General features: G+C 70.6%; 18 protein-coding genes and 1 pseudogene. 5 read left to right on the top strand and 14 right to left on the bottom strand.

The window, feature by feature from the left end; genetic code table 11:
- Positions 1–14: 14 nt before the first annotated feature.
- Entirely contained in the window at positions 15–3,029 is a 3,015-nt protein-coding gene (locus ABZ396_RS33000; protein ID WP_358922535.1) for a glycoside hydrolase family 3 N-terminal domain-containing protein, read from the bottom strand.
- A 127-nt stretch (positions 3,030–3,156) separates the two neighbouring features.
- Here ABZ396_RS33000 and ABZ396_RS32995 point away from each other — a divergent pair, with 127 nt between their 5' ends.
- The gene (locus tag ABZ396_RS32995; protein WP_358922533.1) at positions 3,157–5,070 is read left to right on the top strand and encodes a ricin-type beta-trefoil lectin domain protein; all 1,914 of its coding nucleotides are present in this window, start codon (positions 3,157–3,159) and stop codon (positions 5,068–5,070) included.
- Positions 5,071–5,077: 7 nt separating this feature from the next.
- A complete protein-coding gene (locus ABZ396_RS32990; RefSeq protein WP_358922531.1) occupies positions 5,078–5,572 on the top strand; it encodes a hypothetical protein in 495 nt (164 codons plus the stop codon).
- Between the two features lie 4 nt (positions 5,573–5,576).
- Here ABZ396_RS32990 and cimA read toward each other — a convergent pair whose 3' ends face one another.
- From cimA to ureA, 6 genes are all read right to left on the bottom strand, one after another.
- Positions 5,577–7,187 (bottom strand): citramalate synthase, encoded by a 1,611-nt coding sequence (cimA, locus tag ABZ396_RS32985; protein ID WP_358922529.1) that lies wholly within the window; start codon positions 7,185–7,187, stop codon positions 5,577–5,579.
- Positions 7,188–7,470: 283 nt separating this feature from the next.
- Positions 7,471–8,772 carry an MFS transporter gene (locus ABZ396_RS32980; RefSeq protein ID WP_358922527.1) on the bottom strand — a complete coding sequence of 434 codons (1,302 nt, stop codon included), beginning with the start codon at positions 8,770–8,772 and terminating at the stop codon, positions 7,471–7,473.
- Between the two features lie 100 nt (positions 8,773–8,872).
- Positions 8,873–9,472 carry a TetR/AcrR family transcriptional regulator gene (locus tag ABZ396_RS32975; protein WP_358922525.1) on the bottom strand — a complete coding sequence of 200 codons (600 nt, stop codon included), beginning with the start codon at positions 9,470–9,472 and terminating at the stop codon, positions 8,873–8,875.
- A gap of 18 nt (positions 9,473–9,490) precedes the next feature.
- On the bottom strand, positions 9,491–10,558 hold the full coding sequence (locus ABZ396_RS32970; protein WP_358922523.1) for an agmatine deiminase family protein: 1,068 nt from the start codon (positions 10,556–10,558) through the stop codon (positions 9,491–9,493).
- A 12-nt stretch (positions 10,559–10,570) separates the two neighbouring features.
- Complete coding sequence (locus ABZ396_RS32965) at positions 10,571–12,283, bottom strand: urease subunit alpha (RefSeq protein ID WP_358922521.1); 1,713 nt, start codon at positions 12,281–12,283, stop codon at positions 10,571–10,573.
- The gene (ureA, locus tag ABZ396_RS32960; RefSeq protein ID WP_358922519.1) at positions 12,280–12,978 is read right to left on the bottom strand and encodes an urease subunit gamma; all 699 of its coding nucleotides are present in this window, start codon (positions 12,976–12,978) and stop codon (positions 12,280–12,282) included. The genes ABZ396_RS32965 and ureA overlap by 4 nt, the downstream gene beginning before the upstream one ends.
- 155 nt (positions 12,979–13,133) lie before the next feature.
- Here ureA and ABZ396_RS32955 point away from each other — a divergent pair.
- Positions 13,134–13,412: pseudogene (locus tag ABZ396_RS32955) on the top strand (cytosine permease); the annotation flags it as partial.
- A gap of 88 nt (positions 13,413–13,500) precedes the next feature.
- On the opposite strand, the gene ABZ396_RS32950 reads toward ABZ396_RS32955, so the two are convergent.
- The 4 genes from ABZ396_RS32950 to ABZ396_RS32935 all read right to left on the bottom strand — a co-directional run bounded on the left by ABZ396_RS32950 (position 13,501) and on the right by ABZ396_RS32935 (position 18,370).
- Positions 13,501–14,802 carry a lysine 2,3-aminomutase gene (locus tag ABZ396_RS32950; protein WP_358922517.1) on the bottom strand — a complete coding sequence of 434 codons (1,302 nt, stop codon included), beginning with the start codon at positions 14,800–14,802 and terminating at the stop codon, positions 13,501–13,503.
- A 15-nt stretch (positions 14,803–14,817) separates the two neighbouring features.
- Positions 14,818–15,891, bottom strand: coding sequence for a hypothetical protein (locus tag ABZ396_RS32945; RefSeq protein WP_358922515.1), 1,074 nt, complete (start codon positions 15,889–15,891; stop codon positions 14,818–14,820).
- Positions 15,892–15,972: 81 nt separating this feature from the next.
- Positions 15,973–17,061, bottom strand: a complete 1,089-nt coding sequence (locus ABZ396_RS32940; RefSeq protein ID WP_358922513.1) for a branched-chain amino acid aminotransferase — start codon at positions 17,059–17,061, stop codon at positions 15,973–15,975.
- 265 nt (positions 17,062–17,326) lie between these two features.
- The gene (locus ABZ396_RS32935) at positions 17,327–18,370 is read right to left on the bottom strand and encodes a 3-isopropylmalate dehydrogenase (RefSeq protein ID WP_358922511.1); all 1,044 of its coding nucleotides are present in this window, start codon (positions 18,368–18,370) and stop codon (positions 17,327–17,329) included.
- Positions 18,371–18,502: 132 nt separating this feature from the next.
- Between ABZ396_RS32935 and ABZ396_RS32930 the strand changes: the two genes are divergently transcribed.
- Complete coding sequence (locus tag ABZ396_RS32930) at positions 18,503–20,083, top strand: metallophosphoesterase family protein (protein WP_358922509.1); 1,581 nt, start codon at positions 18,503–18,505, stop codon at positions 20,081–20,083.
- 135 nt (positions 20,084–20,218) lie between these two features.
- On the opposite strand, the gene ABZ396_RS32925 is transcribed toward ABZ396_RS32930, so the two are convergent.
- From ABZ396_RS32925 to ABZ396_RS32915, 3 genes are all read right to left on the bottom strand, one after another.
- Positions 20,219–20,350, bottom strand: a complete 132-nt coding sequence (locus tag ABZ396_RS32925; RefSeq protein WP_358922507.1) for a hypothetical protein — start codon at positions 20,348–20,350, stop codon at positions 20,219–20,221.
- Positions 20,351–20,675: 325 nt separating this feature from the next.
- Complete coding sequence (locus tag ABZ396_RS32920) at positions 20,676–21,215, bottom strand: GNAT family N-acetyltransferase (RefSeq protein WP_358922505.1); 540 nt, start codon at positions 21,213–21,215, stop codon at positions 20,676–20,678.
- Positions 21,216–21,235: 20 nt separating this feature from the next.
- The gene (locus tag ABZ396_RS32915) at positions 21,236–21,931 is read right to left on the bottom strand and encodes an SDR family NAD(P)-dependent oxidoreductase (protein WP_358922503.1); all 696 of its coding nucleotides are present in this window, start codon (positions 21,929–21,931) and stop codon (positions 21,236–21,238) included.
- A gap of 88 nt (positions 21,932–22,019) precedes the next feature.
- Here ABZ396_RS32915 and ABZ396_RS32910 point away from each other — a divergent pair, with 88 nt between their 5' ends.
- Positions 22,020–22,880: a helix-turn-helix transcriptional regulator gene (locus ABZ396_RS32910; protein ID WP_358922501.1), complete on the top strand. Its 861-nt coding sequence runs from the start codon at positions 22,020–22,022 to the stop codon at positions 22,878–22,880.
- The last annotated feature ends 78 nt before the right edge of the window (positions 22,881–22,958 follow it).

Genomic DNA, 22,958 nt, shown 5'->3' with positions numbered 1-22,958 from the left:
TACCCAGTCATTTCCTATGCTGCTTCGTATGCCTCCGTCAGCTTGTCCACCGCCGCTCCGTACCTGCCGGCCAGCAGCAGATGGTCCGCGTCGGCGAAGGGCTTGGACACGGCCGCCGTGATCGACTGCCCGACCTGCGCCTGGACCAGCAGGCGCGCCTTGGTGACCAGCTTGTGGCCGGCGGAGGCGGCGCCCACCCGCTCCGCGGCCTTCGCCGCGAAGCCGAGCGCCCGCAGGGTGGCCTCGCCGCCCTTCGGGGCCGTGGTCAGGGTCGTCAGACCCCAGCCGTACGGGTACTGCGGGTCGTACGACGCGTCGCCCACGTTGATCGGCAGCTGGGCCTCGGACTTCGGCCAGGTGACGGGGAGTTGACCGGTGAAGGCCTGCTTCCCGTAGAGCACGTCGGCCACGCCGTCGCCCTCGGTGCCCGGCAGCCAGGACGCCACCAGGGCGTCGATCCCGCCGAGCCGGTCGCCGATCAGCTGCGGGCGCCCGGAGACGATCAGCACCGCGCACTTCATGGCCGCGCACACCTTGTCCACGGCGGCCTGGTCGGCGGCGGACAACGCGAGATCGTTGCCGTTGCCGACGTCTCCGACGCCCTCCGCATAGGGGGTCTCGCCGACGACGACCACACCCACGTCATAGCCGCCCGTCGGCGCCGAGGCGTCCTTCGAGTAGGTGACGTCTCCCCCGGCGTTCTTCATGCCCTGGAGGATGGTCGTGCCCGTGGTGTGGGTGCCTGACTGGCCCTGCCAGGTGATGGTCCAGCCGCCGGTCTGGTTGCCGAGGTCGTCGGCGTTGGACCCGGCGACGTACACCTTCTGCGACTTCTTCAGGGGCAGGACCCCTGCGGAGTTCTTCAGCAGCACCTGAGACTCGGCGGCCGCCTGCCGGGCCACCGCCCGGTGCCCGGTGGAGCCGATCTTCGAAGCGCCGCTGCTGTCGGCGTACGGGTGCTCGAAGAGGCCCAGCCCGAACTTCTGGGTGAGGATCCGGGACACCGCGTCGTCGACGCGCTGCTCACTGACGCGGCCGGCCTTCACCTCGTCGATCAGGGTGGAACTGAAGTCCTTGTAGCTGTACGGGACCATCATCATGTCGACGCCCGCGTCGACCGCCGTGCGGACGTGGGAGGCGTAGTCGCCGGGCAGCTGGTCGATGGCGTTCCAGTCGCTGATCACGAAGCCGTCGAAGCCCATCCGGCCCTTGAGCACGCCGTTGATCATGTCGGCGCGGGCGTGCATCTTCACGGGGCCCTTGCCGTCGCCGAGGATGTCGAGCGAGGAGTACGACGGCATGACCGTGCCGATTCCCCGGTCCACGGCCGTCTGGTACGGCGCCAGGTGGATCGCCTCCAGCTGCTGCCGGGTGACCTTGGTGACGCCCTGGTCGGTGGTGTACGACCCGGTTGTGGACGAGCCGTACTCGGTGCCGCCGTCGCCGACGAAGTGCTTGGCGGTGGCCAGGACCTTGTCGTCGTCCTTGAGGTCCCGTCCGTCGGCGCGGCCCTGGAGGCCCTGAATCATGGTCTCCATGGACTTCACCAGGGCCGGGTCCTCGCCGAAGGACTCGTAGGAGCGGCCCCAGCGCTCGTCACGGGTGACACAGAGGCAGGGGGCGAAGTCCCAGGGGACGCCGGTGGCACGGACCTCGGCGGCCGTCACCGCGCCCGTCTGCTCGGCGAGCCCGGGATCGCGGGTGGCGCCGATGCCGATGTTGTGGGGCATGATCGTGGCACCGGCCAGGTTGTTGTGGCCGTGCACCGCGTCGACGCCGTAGATCAGCGGGATCTGGAACCGCGTCGCCTGTGCCCGCAGCTGGAAGCCGTCGATCATCTTCGCCCAGGCGGCGGCGGTGTTGGGCGTGGGGGTCGAGCCGCCGCCGGAGAGCAGCGAGCCGAGGCCGTAGGCGGCGACGTCACCGCCGTTGCCCACGGCACCGCGCTCGGCCTGGGTCATCTGGCCGGCCTTCTCCGCCAGGGACATCCGGGAGAGGAGGTCGGCGACCCGCTTCCTCACGGGCAGCCTGCTGTCCAGGTACGGCAGTCCGTGCGCGTCGATGACGACCTGCGGGGTCTCGGTGGGCGCCTTGGCGCCGGTGACCGTGAGCTTCAGCGGGATGGTCTCGGCGGACTCGGCTGCCTTGTCGCGAAGGGTCGGCACCTTGATGGTCTGCGTGGCCCCGGAGGCCGTGCCCGCCGGGAAGGTGAGGGTGCCGGAGACGGGGGTGTAGTCCTTGCCGGAGCCGGCGGTGCCGGTCGCGGCCGTCTCGTAGGCGACGGTCACGGGCTCGTCGAGCGGGGCGGAGCCGGTGGTGCCGAGGGCCACCTTCACCGAGGCCGTGCCGCCCTCGCGCACCGGGTAGACGGCCGCGTCCGTGGTGACGGAGGCGCGCAGGGCCTGGTCGGCCTTGCCGTACAACTCCACGTCGTCCAGGGCGAACTGGCCCTTGACGCCGACCGGGAGCGTGACCGCGTAACCCCACATCTGCGTGAGGCCGAGGACGTGGTCGATACCGCCGACCGGCTGGTAGTCCGTGCGGTAGGCGAAGTCCGCGAAGGGGATCTCGACCTGCTTCCAGCCGGTGAAGTCGTCGGTGAACGACGTCGTCCACAGCTCGGAGGCCTCGCCGTTGGTGCCGCCGTCCTTGATCTCGAAGGCGATCTTCTTGCCGTTGTCCTGGCCGTCCCACCAGAAGCGGATGCCTTTGTGGGCGGACCAGTCGTGGGCGGGCTCGGTGGCGGCGAAGTCGTGCGTGAAGCCGCCGTAGCCGCTGATGTCGTAGGTCCCCGCGAGGACCTTGGCGCCCTCGGGGGCGTCGGCGCGGTCGGCGAGCCGCAGGGCGGGCGGGTCGTCGCTGTCGCCTCCCCAGGTGAAGATGCCCTCGGCGGGCTGGGAGGCGAAGGGGACCTCACCTTCGAAGCGGTCGACGGGAGTTGGGGCCGGGTCGTCGACGGCGCGGGCCGCGGACAGGGGCATCAGGGCTGCGAGTAGGGCGGTGGAGACGAGCAGGGCGGCTCTTGGCATGGACCTTCCCTCGACTCTCTGGTTCACTCAGGGTTCTCACAGTTCACTCATGGCTTAGATCACGTCGTGAGTTAACTAACGGCTCGCACACCCGTCAAGACGTCCCGTCAGGAAGGGCCATGTGTCGATGAGAAGCACCCCCCACGTGTCGCCGGGAAACACTCCCCACACGCCGGCGAGAAAAACGCCCCGCGTACTCCGGCTGCTGCTCGCCGGGCTGCTCACCGCGGCCGGGGTCAGCGCGGTCGTACCGTCCGCGCACGCGGCCGGTGAGCAGGTCACCGCATACCTCACCACCACCGACGACTCCGGCGGGCGCCATGTCACCCGCGGGCTCCAGGCGCAGACGCCGTTCGCCTTCCAGCCCGGGAGCGGCGGCAGCGGCGAGAACATCACCGTCGACGAGAACACCCGCTACCAGACCTTCACCGGCGGCGGCGCGTCCTTCACGGACACCGCCGCCTGGCTGATGAACAGCAGCGGAGCGCTGCCCCAGGCCACCCGGGACGCGACGATGCGCAAGCTGTTCTCGCCGACGGACGGGATCGGGCTGTCGTTCCTGCGCAATCCGATGGGCGCCTCGGACCTGGCCCGGTACGGGTACTCGTACGACGACGTGCCCGCCGGGCAGACGGACCCGAACCTCGCGCAGTTCTCCATCTCCCACGACCTCGCGGACGTCGCCCCGCTCACCAAGCAGGCGCTCCAGCTCAACCCGTCCCTGACGGTGATGGCCTCGCCGTGGACCGCACCGGCCTGGATGAAGGACAGCGGCTCGCTCAACGGGGGCTGGCTTAAGTCGGAGGACTACGGGGCCTATGCCTCGTACTTCGTGAAGTACCTCCAGGCCTACCAGGCGCAGGGCGTCAAGGTCTCCTACGTCACCCCGCAGAACGAGCCGACGTGCTGCTCCGGCTATCCGTCGATGAGCTGGAACGCCTCGGGCCTGCAGTACTTCCTCAAGAGCGAGCTGCTGCCGAAGCTCCAGGCCGCCGGGCTGTCCACCAAGGTGCTCGCCCACGACTGGAACTGGGACGTCTACGACTCCTACGCGGCCGCGAGCGTCGACGACTCGGCGATCCGCAACCACCCCAACTTCGGCGGGATCGCCTGGCACGGCTACGGCGGTGACATCGGCAAGCAGACCACCGTGCACAACCAGTACCCGAACCTGGACGCCTTCGGCACCGAGCACTCCGGTGGCACCTGGATTGCCAACCAGCAGCGCGAGGACATGAACAACATCATCGACTACACCCGTAACTGGGCGAAGTCGGTGACCAAGTGGTCGCTGGCCGTGGACCAGAACATGGGCCCGCACAACGGCGGTTGCGGCACCTGCACCGGGCTGATCACCGTGCACAACGGGGACGGCGCGAGCGGGACCGTCGACTACACGGTCGAGTACTACACGATGGGGCACCTGACGAAGTTCGTCCGGCCGGGCGCGCAGCGGATCGCCTCGACCGCGTCCACCGCCGTGCCGAACGTGGCCTGGCGCAACCCGGACGGCTCGAAGGCGCTGATCGCCTACAACGACTCCTCCGCCGCCAAGACCGTGACCATCAACTGGGGTTCCCAGCACGCTACTTACTCGCTGCCGGGCAAGACCTCGGCGACCTTCACCTGGTCCGGCACCCAGTCGGGCGCCGGCAGCCTGACGGGGGCGTTCGTGGGGCTCGCGAGCAAGTGCCTGGACGTGGCGGGCGGTTCGAGCACGAACGGCACGGCCGTGCAGCTCTACGACTGCAACGGCAGCACCGCCCAGCGGTGGACCGTGCAGTCCGACGGCTCGGTCCGCGCGCTCGGCAAGTGCCTGGACGTGGCCTCGGCCTCGACGGCGGACGGGGCGATGGTCCAGCTGTACGACTGCAACGGAACCGGTGCGCAACAGTGGTCGTACAACTCCACCACCGGTGATGTCGTGAACACGGCGGCCAACAAGTGCCTGGACGTCACGGGCAACTCGTCGGCGAACGGGGCGCGGGCACAGATCTGGACGTGCACGGGCGCCGCCAACCAGAAGTGGCATCTTCAGTAGGGGCACCATGAGACGTACGACGGGGGCGGCGGCCGTGCTGGGCACGGCCGCCGGTGCGTGGTTGCTGAGCGGGTGCGGTGCCGTTGACCTGCCGCTGGCCGGAGTACGGCTCGGCGCGGACGGAACGGCGTATGCGCTGATTCGGCCATGCGGGGACGACGGCTACCAGGGGCTCTGGCTGGACGGCTGGGCCAAGGGCGCGGCCGAGGACGGGCCCCCCACCACCGGGTGGGACATCAAGGGCGAGCTCAGCGGGGATGCCGAGTTCCCGTTGTTCTCACCGCCCGCGCGGTGGCGGGCCCGGCATCGCGGGACACAGCAGCTGCTGGCCGGGCACCGCTACACGCTGTCCTTCGGGCACTACGTCACCGGCGACTCCTACAACGGGATCGCCGACTTCTCTGCCGAGGACGTCGAGAGGCTGAAGCACGGCCAGGTCTGGGCCGACGGCCGGGCGATGAGCCTCGGCGAGTTCGAGAAGCTCGCCGAGGACTCCTGCTGACGGCCTACTCGGCGGGCTCGACCCCGGCCCGCAGCAGGCCGTATGCGTACGCGTCCTCCAGGGCCTGCCAGGACGCGGCGATCACGTTCTCCGCGACGCCGACCGTCGACCATTCGCCGCTGCCGTCGGACGTGGAGATCAGGACCCGGGTCGTCGACTGCGTGCCGTGCTTGCCCTCCAGGATGCGGACCTTGTAGTCGACCAGGTCGAGCTTGGCCAGCTGGGGGTAGATCTTTTCCAGCGCGACGCGCAGGGCGCGGTCGAGCGCGTTGACCGGGCCGTTGCCCTCGGCCGTGGCGACGATCCGCTCGCTCTTGGCCCAGAGCTTGACGGTGGCCTCGTTGGCGTGGGTGCCGTCGGGGCGGTCCTCGACGATGGCCCGCCAGGACTCGACGCGGAAGTAGGTGCGCGGCCTGCCCTCGACCTCGGCGCGGAGGAGGAGTTCGAAGGAGGCGTCGGCCGCTTCGTAGGTGTAGCCCTTCAGCTCGCGTTCCTTGACGCGCTCGACCACCCGGCCGACCAGTTCGCGGTCGCCGCCGAGGTCGATGCCGAGTTCCCTGCCCTTGAGTTCCACCGAGGCGCGGCCGGCCATGTCGGAGACCAGCATGCGCATGGTGTTGCCGACCAGTTCGGGAGCGATGTGCTGGTACAGGTCGGGATCGACCTTGATCGCGGAGGCGTGCAGGCCGGCCTTGTGGGCGAAGGCCGAGACACCTACATAGGGCTGGTGCGTGGAGGGGGTGAGGTTGACGACCTCGGCGATGGCGTGGGAGGTACGGGTCATCTCGCGGAGACGGCCGTCCGGCAGCACCTTCTTGCCGTACTTCAGTTCCAGGGCGGCGACCACCGGGAACAGGTTGGCGTTGCCGACCCGTTCGCCGTAGCCGTTGGCCGTGCACTGAACGTGGGTGGCGCCGGCGTCCACGGCGGCCAGGGTGTTGGCGACCGCGCAGCCGGTGTCGTCCTGGGCGTGGATGCCGAGCCTGGCGCCCGTGTCCGCCAGGACCGTCGCGACGACCGCCTGCACCTGGGCCGGCAGCATGCCGCCGTTGGTGTCGCACAGGACGACCACGTCCGCGCCCGCCTCCGACGCCGCCCGCACGACCGCCTTCGCGTACTCGGGGTTGGCGCGGTAGCCGTCGAAGAAGTGCTCGCAGTCGACGAAGACCCGCCGGCCCTGGTCCTTCAGGAAGGACACGGTGTCGCGGACCATCTCCAGGTTCTCGTCGAGGGTGGTGCGCAGAGCCAGCTCGACATGCCGGTCGTGGGACTTGGCGACCAGGGTGACCACCGGGGCGCCGGACTCCAGCAGCGCCTTGACCTGGGGGTCCTCCGCGGCCTTGGCGCCCGCCCGGCGGGTGGCGCCGAAGGCGACCAGCTGGGCGTGTTTGAAGTCGATCTCCTGCTGGGCGCGGGCGAAGAACTCGGTGTCCCGGGGGTTGGCGCCCGGCCAGCCGCCCTCGATGAAGCCCACGCCGAAGTCGTCCAGGTGCCGTGCGATGGCCAGCTTGTCCGCGACGGTGAGGTTGATGCCCTCGCGCTGCGCGCCGTCGCGCAGGGTGGTGTCGAAGACGTGGAACGAGTCGTCCAGCTCGTTGGTTGCCGTCTCGGTCATGGTCTCAAGGCTCCTGATGTCGAATCTCGGTCGTACCGGAATGACCGGCTCCACCGTGCCTCCATGGTCCCTCGCGCCTGCCTTCCGGCTGAAGGTGGGCCGGAAAACGAAAAAACCCCTCGCGGGTGCGAGAGGTCTGCGCGCGGGTCGAGGACGACGATGGCCACCCGTACCTGGTCGTACGTGATGGTCACTGCGGACCGGCGCGCCTGCTGCCAATAATCATGGCGAACGAGAGCACGGGGGCAGTCTGGCACAACCCGCCCCCGGCTCACCGACCGTCTCAGGATGCGGTCGTCACGGTGGGCGCCTCATGGGACCTCATCCGCGCCAGATCCAGGTCCTTCGTCTCCCGCATGGTGACGTAGACCACAAGCGATACGGCGGCACAGCCCGCCACGTACCAGTAGAAGCCGGACTCGGTCCCGGCGTTCTTGAACCACAGGGCGACGTATTCCGCGGTCCCGCCGAACAGGGCGTTGGCGAGGGCGTAGGGCAGGGCCACGCCCAGGGCGCGGACGCCGGTCGGGAAGAGCTCGGCCTTCACACAGGCGTTGATCGAGGTGTAGCCGGTGACCACGACGAGGGCGAGGAGCGAGAGGCCGAGGGCGGGCCAGTAACCGTTCGCGTGTTTGAGGAGGGTCAGGATCGGCACGGTGAGGACGGTGGAGCCGACCGCGAAGGTGATCAGCAGGGGGCGGCGGCCGATGCGGTCGGAGAGGGCGCCGGCGAGCGGCTGGAGGCAGGCGAAGACGGTCAGCGCGGTGAAGGAGACGAGGGTGGCGGTCTCCTTGGACAGGCCCGCGGAGTTGGAGAGGTACTTCGTCAGATAGGTGGTGTAGGTGTAGTAGGCGACCGTGCCGCCCATGGTCAGCGCGATGACGAGGAACGCCTCCCGCCGGTGCTGCCACAGCGCGCGCAGGGTGCCGCGCTCGGCCGCTTGCGAGGTGTCCTCCTCGTAGACCTCGGTCTCCAGCATGGTCCGGCGCAGATAGAAGACCACGGCGGCACCGAGCGCGCCGACCACGAACGGGATACGCCAGCCGTAGTCGTGCAGCGCGGTGTCGGAGAGCGTGTGCTGGAGGATGATCAGCAGGCCGAGGCCGGCGATCTGGCCCGCGGTCATCGACACGTACTGGAAGCTGGAGGCGAAGCCGCGCCGGCGCGGGTCGGAGGCCTCGGTGAGGTAGGTGGCGCTGGCCGCGTACTCGCCGCCCACCGACAGCCCTTGCAGCAGACGGGCGACCAGCAGCACGAAGGCTCCGCCGTAGCCGGCGGCGTCGTAGGTCGGGGCGATGGCGATGAGGATCGCGGACACCGACATGAGCGTGACGGTGAGGGTCAGCGCGGCTTTACGGCCCTTGCGGTCGCCGATCCGGCCGAGGAGCCAGCCGCCCACCGGGCGCATGAAGAACCCGACGGCGAAGATGCCGGCGGTGTTCATCAGCTGCGCGGTGGGGTTTCCGCTCGGGAAGAACGCCCCGGCGAAGTAGGTGGCGAAGCTCGCGTACACGAACCAGTCGAACCACTCGACCATGTTGCCCGCCGAGCCGACCCAGATCTTCTTCCAGTGTTGTCGTCCCATGGGCCGTTCCTGCCCCGCGGGGGAACAGGAGATTCCTTTACCGCAAAGGCCTTACGAATACGTCCTGTTCGTTGTGGGTGGCCCCGTGCCGGCCGGAAGGTCACGCGGCCACGAGGAGATCCGCTTCCAGGAACTCGCGCACATGAGCGAGAACCTGGGCCCGGTCCGTGCCGCGCAGCCCGATCGCCACATGGATGGAGAAGCCGTCGAGCAGGGCACGCAGGCGCGCGGCGAAGCGGTCGGGGTCGACGGTCCGGAACTCGCCCCGCGAGATGCCCTCCGCGAGCAGAGCCACCAGGTCGCGGTGCCAGGCGCCCTCGATGGCGGCCTGGCGGTCGCGGGCGGTCTCGTCGGCGTTCTGCGAGCGGTTCCAGACCTCCAGCCAGAGCGTCCAGTGCGGGTCGCGGTGCCCGTCGGGGACGTACAGGTCGACATAGGCGTCGAGGCGCTCACGGGCGGTGCCTCGGCGGGTGAGCAGCCGGCCGCGCTCGGCGCCCAGCCGGCCCTCGCTCCACTCCAGGGTCTGGAGCAGCAGTTCGTCCTTGGAGCGGAAGTAGTAGAGCAGATGGCCGCTGCTCATCCCGACCTCACCGCCGAGGGCGGCCATGGTGAGCTTCTCCAGACCCCGTTCGGCGATCATGCCCATGGCGGCGGCAAGCACGTCCTCGCGGGGCGGGGCCTGTCTGCGCCCACCGGCCATGTGCTGCTCCTCGTGGTACTAGATCTTCGGCTGCTGTTGCGTGACGCAGTGGATGCCGCCACCGCCGGAGAAGATCGTACGGGCGTCCACCAGCGTCACCGTCCGCTCGGGGAAGAGACGGCGGAAGATCCCGGCCGCCATCTCGTCGTGCGGGTCCTCGAAGCCGCAGAGCACGACCCCGCCGTTGCAGAGGTAGTGGTTGATGTAGGAGTAGTCGGCCCAGTGGCCGTCGGCCTCCAGGACGGTCGGGGCCGGGACCTCGACGACCTCCAGCGTGCGGCCGCGTGCGTCGGTCTGGGACCTGAGCAGGCCGATGACCTCCTTGGTCACCTCGTGGTCGGGGTGCGCCGGGTCCGGCTGGTGGTGGGCGACGACCACGCCCGGGCGGGCGAAGGCGGCGACGATGTCGACATGCCCGAGGGTGCCGAAGCCCATGGGGGTCCCCCCACGCCGTTCAGGCAGTGGGGGAGGGTAGTCGCCGGTGAGGCCGCGGGGCAGCCAGACGGCCTTGCGGGTGCCGAGCATCCCGTGGATCTCCGCCTCGACCTCCTCGTGGGTCCAGCCGGGGTTGCGCTCGGGCCCGAGCTGCACGGTCTCGGTCAGCAGGACGGTCCCCTCGCCGTCGACGTGGATCGCGCCGCCCTCGTTCACCAGCTTCGAGGCGTACGTCTTGGCGCCCGCGAGGTCCGAGACATACGCGGCGATCTTCGCGTCGTGCTCCCAGCGGGCCCAGTGCTGGGCACCCCAGCCGTTGAACGTCCAGTCCACGGCGGCCAGTTCACGCCCGTCGGTCAGGAACGTGGGCCCGATGTCCCGCATCCAGGCGTCGTCCAGTTCGCGCTCGACGGTGTCGACGCCCGGGCCGAGCAGCGCCCGCGCGCCCGCCGACTGACCGGGGCCGCACACCACCGTCACCGGTTCGAAGCGCAGGACGGCGCGGGCCACCGACGCCCAGGCCGTCCGGGCGGCGATGAGGTCGTCCGGGTCGTCGAAGGTGGGGTTGGGGCCCGGCCACGCCATCCAGGTGCGCTCGTGCGGGGTCCACTCGGCGGGCATACGGAAGCCGTCAGCGGCGGCCTTGTTCATGGTGGGGGGTCCTTAGAGGAAGTACAGGCGGTTGAGGGAGACGGAGTCGGCGGGCTCCGAGCGCAGCGGCTCGCCGTCGAGGGTGACCAGGCCGGTGCGCTGGTCCACGTCGACCGCTCCGGTGCGGGAGTTGAGCCGCAGGTCGGCGGGGCCGATGCCGCGGGTACCGCGGACCGCGACCCGGCGGCGCCGGGTGGGCATCGTGTCGTTGCCCTGGTCCAGCGCGGCCTGTGCGACGAAGGCCACCGAGATGTCCGCGGGGGTCGCCCCATGGGCTCCGAACTGCGGCCCCAGGACGAGGGGTTCGCAGGTGTCGGTGGCCGCGCCCGGGTCACCGGTCACGCCGTACGCCGGGAAGCCGGACTTGAGGACGAGCTGCGGCTTGGCCCCGAAGTACTCGGGCGACCACAGCACGATGTCGGCCAGCTTGCCGACCTCGATCGAGCCGACCTCGCGCGACAGCCCGTGGGCGATCGCGGGGTTGATGGTCAGCTTGGCCAGGTAGCGCAGGACGCGCTCGTTGTCGTGGCCGTCGTCCGGGGCGCCGAGCTCGGTCTTCATCTTGCCGGCCATGGCGAAGGTACGGCGGACGGTCTCCCCCGCCCGGCCCATGCCCTGTGCGTCGGACGAGGTGATGCCGATCGCGCCCAGGTCGTGCAGCACGTCCTCGGCGCCCATGGTCCCGGCGCGGATGCGGTCGCGGGCCATGGCGGCGTCGCCGGGCAGGTCGGTCTTCAGGTCGTGGACGGAGACGATCATCCCGTAGTGCTCGGCGACCGCGTCCCGGCCGAAGGGCAGGGTGGGGTTGGTGGAGGAGCCGATGACGTTGGGGACACCGGCCATCTTCAGGACGTTGGGCACATGGCCGCCGCCGCAGCCCTCGATGTGGAACGCGTGGATGGTGCGGCCCTCCAGCACCCTGAGGGTGTCCTCGACCGACAGGCACTCGTTCAGCCCGTCGCTGTGCAGGGCGACTTGGACGTCGTGTGCCTCGGCGACACGCAGGGCCGTGTCCAGTGCCCGGGTGTGGGCGCCCATGTCCTCGTGCACCTTGAAGCCGGAGGCGCCCCCTTCGGCGAGGGCCTCGACCAGCGGAGCGTGATGCGAGGACGAACCCCGCCCGAGGAAGCCGATGTTGACCGGCCAGGCGTCGAAAGCGTTGAACGCGTGCCTCAGCGCCCATGGGGAGTTGACGCCGACGCCCCATACCGGCCCGAACTCCTGGCCGATGATCGTGGTCACTCCGGAGGCCAGCGAGGCCTCCATGATGCGCGGCGACAGCAGATGGACGTGCGTGTCGACGGCCCCGGCGGTGGCGATCAGCCCCTCGCCGGACACGATCGAGGTACCGGTGCCGACCACGACGTCCACGCCGTCGAGTGTGTCGGGGTTCCCGGCCCGTCCGATCGCGCGGATCCGTCCCTCGCGGATACCGATGGACACCTTCCGGATGCCCTGCACGGCGTCGATGACGACGACGTTGCTGATGACGACGTCACAGGTCTCCCGGACGGCGGCGGCCTTCAGGTGCAGTCCGTCACGGGCGGTCTTGCCGAAACCGGCCAGGAACTCGTCGCCGTAGCGCTGGGAGTCGTCCTCGACACGGATCACGAGCCCCGAGTCCCCGAGGCGGATGCGGTCGCCGGCGCGGGGGCCGTGGGTGGCCGCGTACTCGTACGGCGTGAGGCGGCGGGCCTCGGCCGGGTGGCCTCCGGGACGGCTCATCGGTCGGCCTCCTCATGGTGGATGCCCAGGTAGCCGCAGGCGGCCGCGCGGCGCAGCGCCTCCTCGCGGGCTCCGGGCGCGTCCAGCGGCCCGTCGACGAGCCCGGCGAAGCCGATGGCGACGCGGGCGCCGCCGATCGGCATCAGGCCGACGTCCAGCGACTGCCCCGGCGCGAACCGCACGGAGGACCCGGTGGGCACGGCGAGCCGCAGACCGTAGGCGGCGGCACGGTCGAAGTCGAGGCGCGGGTTGGCCTCGAAGAAGTGGAAGTGGGAGGTGACGGAGACGGGGACGCTCGCGGTGTTGGTCACGGTGAGCCGTACGACCGCCTCCGGGTCGGTGTGCTCGGGCCCCGGGAGCAGTGCGCCCGGCGCCTCCTCGCCCAGCCCGCCGCCCCCGATCGGGTCGGTGACGACCGCGAGCCGTGAGCCGTCGTCGAAGACGGCCTCGACATGCACTTCGGTGACGACGTCGGCGACGCCGGGCAGCACGTCGGCCGGGCCGAGGACGGAGCGGGCCGCCTCGATGGCCTCGGCGAGCCTCCTGCCGTCCCGGGCGGCCTCGCAGACGGTGTCCGCGATCAGCGCGGTGGCCTCCGGCACGTTGAGCCTGAGGCCCCGGGCGCGGCGGGCACGGGCCAGCTCGGCGGCTCCGAAGAGCAGCAGCCGGTCACGTTCCGTGGGGGTCAGTCTCACGTCCCGGCACCTCTTTGTCTCCCTCTTGCCATCCTCGATTTAGAGCACCACTCTAAACGCGGGATTCATTCCGCGGGAACATTGGCAGCAAGAATCACACCACAGAGATTGAACGTCGCTCTAACCCTCAGGCGGCCGTCGAAGGAGACCCAGCCATGCCGATAGAACAGCGCGGAGTCGACACCGTTCCGGACGAGGAACGCACCAGCGGACCGAAGGACCTGGTCTCGATCCTGTTCGGCTCCAACCTCTGCCTCGGCGTGATCATCTTCGGCTCGCTGCCGCCGCCCTTCGGGCTCGGCTGGTGTGCGTCGGTGAGCGCGGTCGTGGCGGGCACGGTGGTCGGCACGGTGTTCACGGCCCCGCTGGCCCTGGTCTCGCTGCGCACCGCCACCAACCTCTCCACCTCCTGCGGCGCCCAGTTCGGGGTGCGCGGTGGTGGACTGCAGCTTCCTGCTGTCGGGGGCCGTGGGCGGAGCGGTGTTCCTCGTGCGGCAGTCCCGGTCGACCGACCCGTGCAGGTCAGCCCTGCCCCAGCCCCGGCAGGAACTCGCTCGCCCCGAACGCCGGCTTGAGGTCCGTGAACCAGGTCGCGCCCTCGTCGTACGCGGCGAAGAACGGCCGGTCCACCAGGTCCGGGTCACGGGCCTGGATCAGATGCAGGACGAAGACCTTCTCGCCGGCCACCTCGGCGACCCCGTCCACGCAGACCTTGCCGGGCATCGCCGACATGACCGGGCCGCGGACGGTGCGGGCGAGGCCGGAGACACGGGCGTAGGCGTCCCGGAAGATCCGGTGGCCGCGCGCCAGTGGCACCCCGAAGTAGCCCTGCGGGCCGGTGTCCCGCTCCACGAACTGGTAGTAGGGCACCGCGCCCAGGGTGGTCGTCTCCTCCCACAGCTCGGCCCAGGCGTCCGCGCTGTCGTTGATCCCGGCCACCAGCGGCCCCTGGCAGCGGATCACGGCGCCGGTGTCCCGGACGCGGCGCATCGCCTCCCGTACGACGGGCGGGCGGAGCTCCCGCGGATGCGTGAAGTGGGCCATCAGGGCGAGGTGCCGCCCGCTCGCCACGACCTGTTCGAAGAGACGGAGCAGGTCGTCGGCGTCGCGGTCGGTGGTGAAGCGGTACGGCCAGAAGGCCAGCGACTTGGTGCCGACGCGCACCGAGCGGACCGTGTCGATGTCCAGGAGCGGTTCGACATAGCGGCGCAGCACGTCGGTGCTCATGACCAGGGGATCGCCGCCGGTGATCAGGGCGCTGGTGACCTCGGGGTGGGCGTGCAGATAGGCGGTCGTGGCCGCGATGTCGTCGGTGGCGATGCGCAGATCGGCCTCGCCGACGAACTGCGGCCAGCGGAAGCAGTACGTGCAGTAGGCGTGACAGGTCTGGCCCTGGCGCGGGAAGACCAGCACGGTCTCCGGGTACTTGTGCTGGAGGCCGGTGAGGCGGACGCCCTCGTGGACGGGGACGTTGGCGTCGAGCTGACCCGAGGGGTGCGGGTTGAGCCGCATCCGGATCTCGTGGGCGGCGCGCTGGACCTCGGCCCTGGGCGCCTCACGGGCCAGCAGGCCGGCCATCCGGCGGACATCGGGTGCTGGCAGCATCCCGGCCTGCGGGAAGGTCAGCCGGAAGACCGGGTCGTCGGGCACGGCCGCCCAGTCGATCAGCTCGTCGACGACGTAGGCGTTCGTGCGGAACGGCAGGACCGAGGAGACCGCCCGCAGCGCCAGCCGCTGATCGTCCGTCAGTGAGACCCGCCGCAGCAGGCCGTCGAGGTCGCGGGGCGTGAAGGCGCGGAAACGGGGGTGGTGCGCTGAACACATGTGTGGCGGGGCCCTCTATTCCGTGACCAGGACCGTGGACGGCCGCATCTCCACGAAGGCGGCCGCGTGCGCATCGTACTTCTCCCCGAAGTGGTGGAGGAGCCGTCGATGCAGCTCGCTCTCGTCGTCGACGACGATCACCTCGTGCGACCCGGCCCCGCTCAGCGCCTCGCTGTACGCGCTGAGTTGGTCCAGCCGGCGGCGGGCCAGATAGGTGACGAGGTCGGGCGCGGCGACGTACAGGCGGTCGTCGAGGAAGACGAAGCGGCAGACGAACTCCCGTCGCCCGTCGGTGGCGTCGACGACGGTGACGGGGAGATGGGTGAACCGTTCCATCGGCTTGCCCTGCTGCCACAGTTCGTCGAAGCGCTGCTCCACGAAGGTGCCGAGCGGGGAACGGACCGCGACCTCCAGCTGGACGCCCTCGCCGGAGAGCCGGCCGACGGTGAGGAAGGAGACCAGACAGCGCTCGTCCCAGCGGTAGAGGGTGACACCGGGGGAGGTCGAGCACAGCCGTACCTCCAGCAGGTGCCGGGAGGTGTCGTCCAGGCGCCGCACGAACGCGTCCAGGGTGCGCAGGTTGCGCATGATGTCGCGGCGGATGTCGGCGCTCTGCTCGCCCAGTTCGCGGCCGCGCAGGATGACGGCGAGGGAGTCGGGGTCCAGCAGCAGTATCTGGACGCGGGCGCCGCTCGTTGTGGCGGATCTGACGCCGCGGAAGAGACGCTCGGAGAACTGCGGGCCGAACAGGTTGGAGAAGGTGTCGAGCACCTTCACATTGGACGTCGAGCCGTACACCTGGGCGGCGAACCACTCGTAGTCCAGTCGGGTGTGCTCGCGGACGCGGCCCTCCTGGGCCCGGGATATCAGCGGGCCGATGACGAACACGGTGATGACCACGCCGACGATGTCGGTGCCGAGGTTGAGGGCCAGGTTCTGCCCGTAGTTGTCCATCGTCGAGGCCCGCCACAGCAGCAGGGCCGCGACGGCGGTGAGCAGCGCGAGCACGGTGAGGCTCTGCGGACGGCGCGGCGTCCGTAAGGTCCGCATCAGCCAGCGCAGCCGTGGCATGGGCGACCGTCCGCTCATGCGTGCTCCCTCCCCCGTGTGGACTGAGGAGATACCCGTACGGGGGAGGCGATACGCGTCGAACGGACGGCCGGAGACCGATCAGCCGAGCTGGTGCATCCAGCCGTGCTTGTCCGCCACCGTGCCGCGCTGGATGTTGAGCAGCGCGTCGCGGAGCTTCATGGTCACCTCGCCCGGCTCGCCGCCCGACTGCTGCCACTCGGCGCCGGTGCGCTTGACCGTGCCGACCGGGGTGATCACGGCCGCGGTCCCGCAGGCGAAGACCTCGGTGAGGGTGCCGTTCTCCGAGTCGCGCTGCCACTGGTCGATGGAGACCCGGGCCTCCTCGGACTCGTAGCCGAGGTCGCGGGCGACGGTGAGGAGAGAGTCACGCGTGACCCCTTCGAGGATCGAGCCCGTGAGAGTCGGGGTGACGATCTTGTCGCCGTACACGAAGTAAAGGTTCATGCCGCCGAGTTCCTCGACCCACTTGTGCTCGACCGCGTCGAGGTAGCAGACCTGGTCGCAGCCCTGGGCGGCGGCCTCGGCCTGGGCGAGCAGGGAGGCCGCGTAGTTGCCGCCGGTCTTGGCGTCGCCCATGCCGCCGGGGACGGCGCGGACCCGGTCCTCGGAGGCCCAGATGGACACCGGCTTGACCCCGCCGGGGAAGTAGGCGCCGGCCGGGGAGGCGATGACCAGGAAGAGGTACTCGTTGGCCGGCCTGACACCCAGGCCGACCTCGGTGGCGATCATGAAGGGGCGCAGATAGAGAGATTCCTCGCCACCGTGGGCCGGGACCCAGTCCTTGTCCTGCTGGACCAGGACGTCACAGGCCTCGATGAAGGTCTCCACCGGCAGCTCGGGCATGGCGAGCCGGCGGGCGGACCGCTGGAAGCGCTTGGCGTTCTGGTCGGGGCGGAAGGTGGCGACCGTGCCGTCGGGGCGGCGGTAGGCCTTCAGGCCCTCGAAGATCTCCTGGGCGTAGTGCAGGACGTTGGTCGCCGGGTCGAGGGGGATCGGCGCGTACGGAACGAGCTGGCCGTCGTGCCAGCCACGGCCCTCGGTCCACTTGATCATCACCATGTGGTCGGTGAAGTGGCGGCCGAATCCGGGGTTGGCCAGGATCGCCTCGCGCTCCGCGGCGGAAAGCGGGTGCGCGGACGGCTTGAGCTCGATCGTGGGCGTCGTCATGAGTGGTAGTCCTTCACCGGTTGTAGTGATGGGCCGCGCTCACACCCGTACGGCCGGTGTCCCTGTCGTAGGACGTCCGAGCATTCCCTCATGGCGCGGCTCCGCGTTCGATTATCGCGCGGGGGCCGGGACGGAAGGAATCGGGGTGAATGCGGACCCGGGATCGATGGTGGCACCCGGCGGCAGGCATGGGAAAGCCGCCGGGCGCGTGTGCGACCCGGCGGCTTCGAAAGTCTTCGTGAGGCTTCGAGGGGCTCGGCGGGTGTCAGCCGGCTACTCGTACGGCGAGCGCGTCGCCGATCTCCGAGGTGGAGCGGGCGGGCTTGCCCTGGCGCTCGGTGAGGTCCGCGGTGACGGCCTCCTCGATCCGGGCGGCCTCGGCGTCGTAGCCGAGGTGGCGCAGCAGCAGGGCGACGGACAGGACCGTGGCGGTGGGGTCCGCCTTGCCCTGGCCGGCGATGTCGGGCGCGGAACCGTGGACCGGCTCGAACATCGAGGGGTACTCGCCGCTCGGGTTGATGTTGCCGCTCGCCGCGACGCCGATGCCGCCGGAGACGGCCGCGGCGAGGTCGGTGATGATGTCGCCGAACAGGTTGTCGGTGACGATGACGTCGAACCGGCCCGGGTCGGTGACGAGGTAGATGGTGGCCGCGTCGACGTGGATGTAGTCCGTCGTGACCTCGGGGAACTCCTCGGCCACCTTGTTGAAGACGTTCGTCCACAGGTGCCCGGCGAAGGTCAGCACGTTGTTCTTGTGGACCAGCGTGAGCTTCTTGCGCGGGCGGGCCTGGGCGCGGGCGAAGGCGTCCCGGACGACACGCTCGACGCCGTAGGCCGTGTTGACGGACACCTCGGTGGCGACCTCGTGCTCGGTGCCCTTGCGGATGGTGCCGCCGTTGCCGGTGTACGGGCCCTCGGTGCCCTCGCGGACCACCACGAAGTCGATCTGCGGCTCGCCGGCCAGCGGGGTGGCGACACCCGGGAGGAGCTTCGACGGACGCAGGTTGACGTGGTGGTCGAAGGCGAAGCGGAGCTTGAGCAGGAAGCCGCGCTCCAGGACGCCGGAGGGCACGCTCGGGTCGCCGATCGCACCGAGCAGGATGACGTCGTGCTGCTTCAGCGCGTCGAGGTCGGCGTCGGTGAGGGTCTCACCGGTGGCGTGGTAACGCTGGGCGCCGAAGTCGTACTCCTTGGTCTCCAGCTTCACGTCCTCCGGGAGGACGGCGGAGAGGACCTTGAGGCCTTCGGCCACGACTTCCTGCCCGATGCCGTCACCGGGGATCACTGCGAGATCGATGCTGCGAGACATGTCGGCACCCTACTCCTCGTCCCATGGGATGACACGCTCCGTCCGGCATACGGACACCAGGGGGTGTTCCGTCGTCAGGCGTTCACCCCTACGTGTGGCTGGCGTTGGCCTGCGCTGGGAACCGTCTCCGGCATGACCGAGCCTTCCAGGGGGGCGCCTCCCGAGCCCCCCGTCCCTGACTTCGGCATTCCGCCGCGGCTCGCCGCCCGGATGAGCATGGCCGAGCAGTACGAGTACCTGCGCAGCCGGCTGGTGAGCCGCCGCACGCTGGTGACGGCGGGAGCGGTGGCGGGCGGTGCCCTGGCGGCCGGCTGCGCGGCGAAGCCGGCGAGCCCGGCGCCGGCCACCTCGGCGGTCCGCGGCGTGGCCGTCGTGCCCTTCGGCCGCCATCTGGCCTTCGGCGCCGACCCGAGGACGCGGATGCGGATCTCCTGGCAGGTGCCGTTCGCGGTGAAGAAGCCGTTCGTACGGATCGGGACGCGACCGGACGACCTGGGCACGCGCGTCGCCGCGGAGATCCGGCATCTGCACACGCCCGGCGTGCGCGGGGTGCGCCCGGTGGTGGAGCAGTACTACGTCCACGCGGCCCTGGACGGCCTCACCCCCGGCACGACGTACTACTACGGCGTCGGCCACGACGGCTGGGACCCGGCCGCCCCCGACCACCGCTCCGCCATCACCTCCTTCCGCACCGCGCCCGCCCGTCCGGAGAGGTTCGTGTTCACGGCCTTCGGCGACCAGGGCGTCAGCCAGGCCGGAAAGGCCAACGACAACGCGCTGCTGAAGCAGAAGCCGGCCTTCCATCTGCACGCGGGCGACATCTGCTACGCGGACGGCAACGGCTCCGGCCGGACCTCGGACGGCTACGACGCCCGGGAGTGGGACCGGTTCCTGAGGCAGAACGACCCGGTGGCGCGCTCGGTGCCGTGGATGGTGACGACCGGCAACCACGACATGGAGGCCTGGTACTCCCCCGACGGCTATGGCGGCCAGTACGCCCGCTTCGCCCTCCCCGACAACGGCTTCGACCCGCACGGGGCGCCGGGCGTGTACGCGTTCACCTACGGCAACGTCGGTTTCGTGGCACTGGACGCCAACGACGTGTCGTACGAGATCCCCGCCAACCTCGGCTACAGCGGCGGCCGGCAGACGAAGTGGCTGGAGAAGAAGCTGAAGGAGCTGCGGGCGACGAAGGGCGTGGACTTCGTGGTCGTCTTCTTCCACCACTGCGCGTACTCGACGTCCGCGCACGCCTCCGACGGCGGGATCCGGGCCGCCTGGCTGCCGCTGTTCACCAGGTACCAGGTGGATCTGGTCGTCAACGGGCACAACCACGTCTACGAGCGCACGGACGCGGTGAAGGGCGGCAAGGTCGGCCGCGCGCTCCCGATCGGCGGCTCGACCGACCCGACGCGGGACGGGATCGTGTACGTCACGGCGGGCGGCGGCGGGCGCGGCCTGTACTCGTTCCCATCCGAGGTCAGGGACAGTTACGAGGGGCACGTCACCCGGCATGGCGCGGTGCGCAGCTTCCACTGGGCCAAGGGGCAGCACAACGTGGCGGAGACGGTGGAGTGGTCGCGGGTGCGGTACACCGGCTTCTCCTTCCTCAAGGTCGAGGCGGAGGCGGGTACCACCCCGAGGCTGAGGGTGTCGGCGCTGGGGCAGAGCGGTGCGCGGATCGACCACTTCGAGGTACGGCGGGGCGGCTGACAACCGAGTACATCCCAGAGTGCGGCGCGGCTGTCCCGGCCGCGCCGCACTCCGTGCGGGTGCGGCTCCCGTTCAAGGGGTGTTACACGTTTTCAAGGGGGCGTTACACGTGTTGCCGGCGCTTCCCGGAGGCGCTCAGTGGCCGGTCTCGCCGCCGTTGTCGCGGCGGTCGAGGGCGCGCTGGAGGGCGGCTGCGGCGTTCCTGCGCTCGGACTCGCTCGTGCGGGACACGTGGCGGACGCGGCGGCGGACGGTCGTCTCGGCCATGGGAATCGACTCCTTCGACATACGTGGAGTACGGAAAGGGGGGTTACGAGACGCCGGATGGGGCGGGGAGCGGTGCCGCAGGGGTTGCCTGCACGGGGCCCGGCTCACTACCGCCGTTCGCTTGATCGAGCGATACGTTCGGCTCCTACAAAAGTAGAGGAACGGCCCGCTTCTGTCTGCACAATTACTCGGACTTCCTACTATCTGAGACGGTGGAGTGGGCCGAACGGCTGTGAGCTGGGGCTTTGACGCGTGGGGCGGACGGGACCGGCGGGCTTGGCTGGTCTGGCGGGGCTGAAGTTTCCCGAGGGGTGGACGTGGCGGGCTACATGACGTCGCCGTCCCGCCAGTCGAAGACCAGTTCGTGGGCGGGGTCGAGGACGCCCCCGGCGAGGCCGGGCCACACATACACGTCCCCCTCCTCGTCCGCCAGACGCACGATCCCGTCCTCCGGGGAGACGGCGCAGACCCGTCCGGCCCAACGCCCCCAGCCCCGGGCGGTGTAGAGCCGGGCGCCGTCCTCGGTGGCGGACAGCGCACCGAAGTCGTACGCCCGCTCGACGATCCCCTCAAGGGCCGCCAGCACTTGCCCGCCCAGTCCCCGGCGGCGGGCGTCGGGCCGGACGCCGACGGCCTCGACATAGCCGACGCGCAGCCAGCGGCCGCGGTGCCTGGCCCGGCGCATGACGACCGAGCCGTGGGCGGCGAGCCCCTCGCCGTCGTGGACGAGGGCGTGCAGGCCGCCCAGACCATGCTCCCAGTCGGTGTCGGTGAAGTCCCCGCCGAACGCCTCGTGGAGGAGGGCGCGGGCGGCGCGCAGGTCGGCGGGGCCGAGGTCGGCGGTGTGGGCGATGCGGAGCGGCATGGCCCAAGTGTCGTACGGGACTACCAGTCGACGCGGCCGTCGCGGTCGATGAAGCGGCCCGTTCCGGCGTCGGACGGCTCGGTGGCGAGCCGGACGATCGCGTCGGTGCCCTCGGTGACGGTCTGCGGGCCGCTGTGGGCGTTGAGGTCGGTCGCCGTGTAGCCGGGGTCGGCGGCGTTGACACGGATGTCCTTCAGGGCCTTGGCGTACTGGGTGGTGAGCATGGTGAGGGCCGCCTTGGAGGCCGTGTAGAGCGGGGAGACGACGGAGGATTCGACGCGCTCCGCGTCGTGGGTGGCGGCGAACGAGCCCATGCCGCTGCTGACGTTGACGATGACCGGATCCGGTGAGCGGCGCAGGAGCGGGAGGAAGGCGGTGGTCGTACGGATGACGCCGAAGAGGTTGACGTCGAAGACGGAGTGGGCGTCGGCGGCGGTCAGTTCCCTAGCGTCGCCGTGCGGGCCGGAGACGCCCGCGTTGTTGATCAGTACGTCGATCCTGCCCTCGAGGGCGTCGACGTCGGCGGCCGCGGCGGCGACCGAGGCGTCGTCGGTGACGTCGATCCGCACGAACCGCGCGCCGAGCGCGTCGGCGGCCGCGGCGCCCTGCTCCGGGTCCCGGGCGCCGACGATCACGGTGTGGCCGAGTTCCACGAGGCGGCGGGCGGTCTCGCGCCCGAGGCCCTTGTTGGCTCCGGTGACGAAGGTGATGGTCATGGACCGATCGTCCGCCCGGCGCGGGCACGCTACCAGGGACGCTCCGACCGTAGGAACCGCAGTACCAGGATCATCGGGTTGGGGCAGGATGGGGGCCATGGCCAGGAAAGAGCAAGCCGGTCTGGGCTCGACGATCCGTGCCTGGCGGGAGCGGCTGTCACCGACGGCCGTGGGGGTGCCGGAGACCGGCAGGACCCGTCGCGCGACCGGGCTGCGCCGCGAGGAACTCGCCCAACTGGCCGGGGTGTCGGTCGATTACGTCGTACGTCTGGAGCAGGGCCGGGCCACGGCGCCGTCCGGACAGGTGGTGGCCGCGCTGTCCGGCGCCCTGCGGCTGACCACCGGCGAGCGCGAGCATCTCTACCGCATGGCCGGCCTGGTCCCCCCGGACTGCGGTCCGGTCCCCGACCACCTCCCGCCGGGGGTGCGCCGCGTGCTGAACCGGCTCGGGGACGTCGCGGTCGCCGTGTTCACCGCGCACTGGGAGCTGCTCTGGTGGAACGCCGGCTGGGCGGCGCTCCTCGGCGACCCGTCGGCCACAGCACCGGAGCTGCGCAACTTCGCCCGTGAACGGTTTCCGGCCGGCGCCGAGGACGCCCGCATCACGTGGTGGCCGGTGCGCGTCGCCGACGCCGACGGCTCGGACCTCGCCATCGTCTCCGACCTGCGCCGTGCGACCGGCCGCTTTCCGCGGGACGCCCGTCTGGCGGAGCTGATCCGCGAACTGTCCGCGGGCAACGAGCGGTTCGCCCGGATGTGGGCGAGCGGCACGGTGGCGGCCCACCGCGAGGACCGCAAGACGGTTGAGCATCCGAGGGTGGGGCCGGTGACGGTGGACTGCGACGTCCTGACGGACGGCGAGTCGGAGCTGAAGATCGTGATCCTGTCGGCGGCGCCCGGCACCGAGGCCGAGGCCAGGTTCAGGGACGCCATGACCGTGGCGGACTGACGGCGGCCGGCCGGCACGGGCCGACGGTGGAGAACCGGAGAAGCCGCTGCGCGCCGGACCGGTGAGCGGTTCCATTGG

This window comes from Streptomyces sp. NPDC005866 (assembly GCF_040629895.1).
Classification (GTDB): Bacteria; Actinomycetota; Actinomycetes; order Streptomycetales; family Streptomycetaceae; genus Streptomyces.
Note: the sequence above shows the minus strand (reverse complement) of the source record. Positions and strands in the feature narration are given on the sequence as shown.

Coding starts and splice junctions, on each gene's coding strand:
- ABZ396_RS33000 (WP_358922535.1), bottom strand. CDS start 3,029: ATGCCAAGAGCCGCCCTGCTCGTCTCCACCGCCCTACTCGCAGCCCTG.
- ABZ396_RS32995 (WP_358922533.1), top strand. CDS start 3,157: ATGAGAAGCACCCCCCACGTGTCGCCGGGAAACACTCCCCACACGCCG.
- ABZ396_RS32990 (WP_358922531.1), top strand. CDS start 5,078: ATGAGACGTACGACGGGGGCGGCGGCCGTGCTGGGCACGGCCGCCGGT.
- cimA (WP_358922529.1), bottom strand. CDS start 7,187: ATGACCGAGACGGCAACCAACGAGCTGGACGACTCGTTCCACGTCTTC.
- ABZ396_RS32980 (WP_358922527.1), bottom strand. CDS start 8,772: ATGGGACGACAACACTGGAAGAAGATCTGGGTCGGCTCGGCGGGCAAC.
- ABZ396_RS32975 (WP_358922525.1), bottom strand. CDS start 9,472: ATGGCCGGTGGGCGCAGACAGGCCCCGCCCCGCGAGGACGTGCTTGCC.
- ABZ396_RS32970 (WP_358922523.1), bottom strand. CDS start 10,558: ATGAACAAGGCCGCCGCTGACGGCTTCCGTATGCCCGCCGAGTGGACC.
- ABZ396_RS32965 (WP_358922521.1), bottom strand. CDS start 12,283: ATGAGCCGTCCCGGAGGCCACCCGGCCGAGGCCCGCCGCCTCACGCCG.
- ABZ396_RS32950 (WP_358922517.1), bottom strand. CDS start 14,802: ATGTGTTCAGCGCACCACCCCCGTTTCCGCGCCTTCACGCCCCGCGAC.
- ABZ396_RS32945 (WP_358922515.1), bottom strand. CDS start 15,891: ATGAGCGGACGGTCGCCCATGCCACGGCTGCGCTGGCTGATGCGGACC.
- ABZ396_RS32940 (WP_358922513.1), bottom strand. CDS start 17,061: ATGACGACGCCCACGATCGAGCTCAAGCCGTCCGCGCACCCGCTTTCC.
- ABZ396_RS32935 (WP_358922511.1), bottom strand. CDS start 18,370: ATGTCTCGCAGCATCGATCTCGCAGTGATCCCCGGTGACGGCATCGGG.
- ABZ396_RS32930 (WP_358922509.1), top strand. CDS start 18,503: ATGACCGAGCCTTCCAGGGGGGCGCCTCCCGAGCCCCCCGTCCCTGAC.
- ABZ396_RS32925 (WP_358922507.1), bottom strand. CDS start 20,350: ATGGCCGAGACGACCGTCCGCCGCCGCGTCCGCCACGTGTCCCGCACG.
- ABZ396_RS32920 (WP_358922505.1), bottom strand. CDS start 21,215: ATGCCGCTCCGCATCGCCCACACCGCCGACCTCGGCCCCGCCGACCTG.
- ABZ396_RS32915 (WP_358922503.1), bottom strand. CDS start 21,931: ATGACCATCACCTTCGTCACCGGAGCCAACAAGGGCCTCGGGCGCGAG.
- ABZ396_RS32910 (WP_358922501.1), top strand. CDS start 22,020: ATGGGGGCCATGGCCAGGAAAGAGCAAGCCGGTCTGGGCTCGACGATC.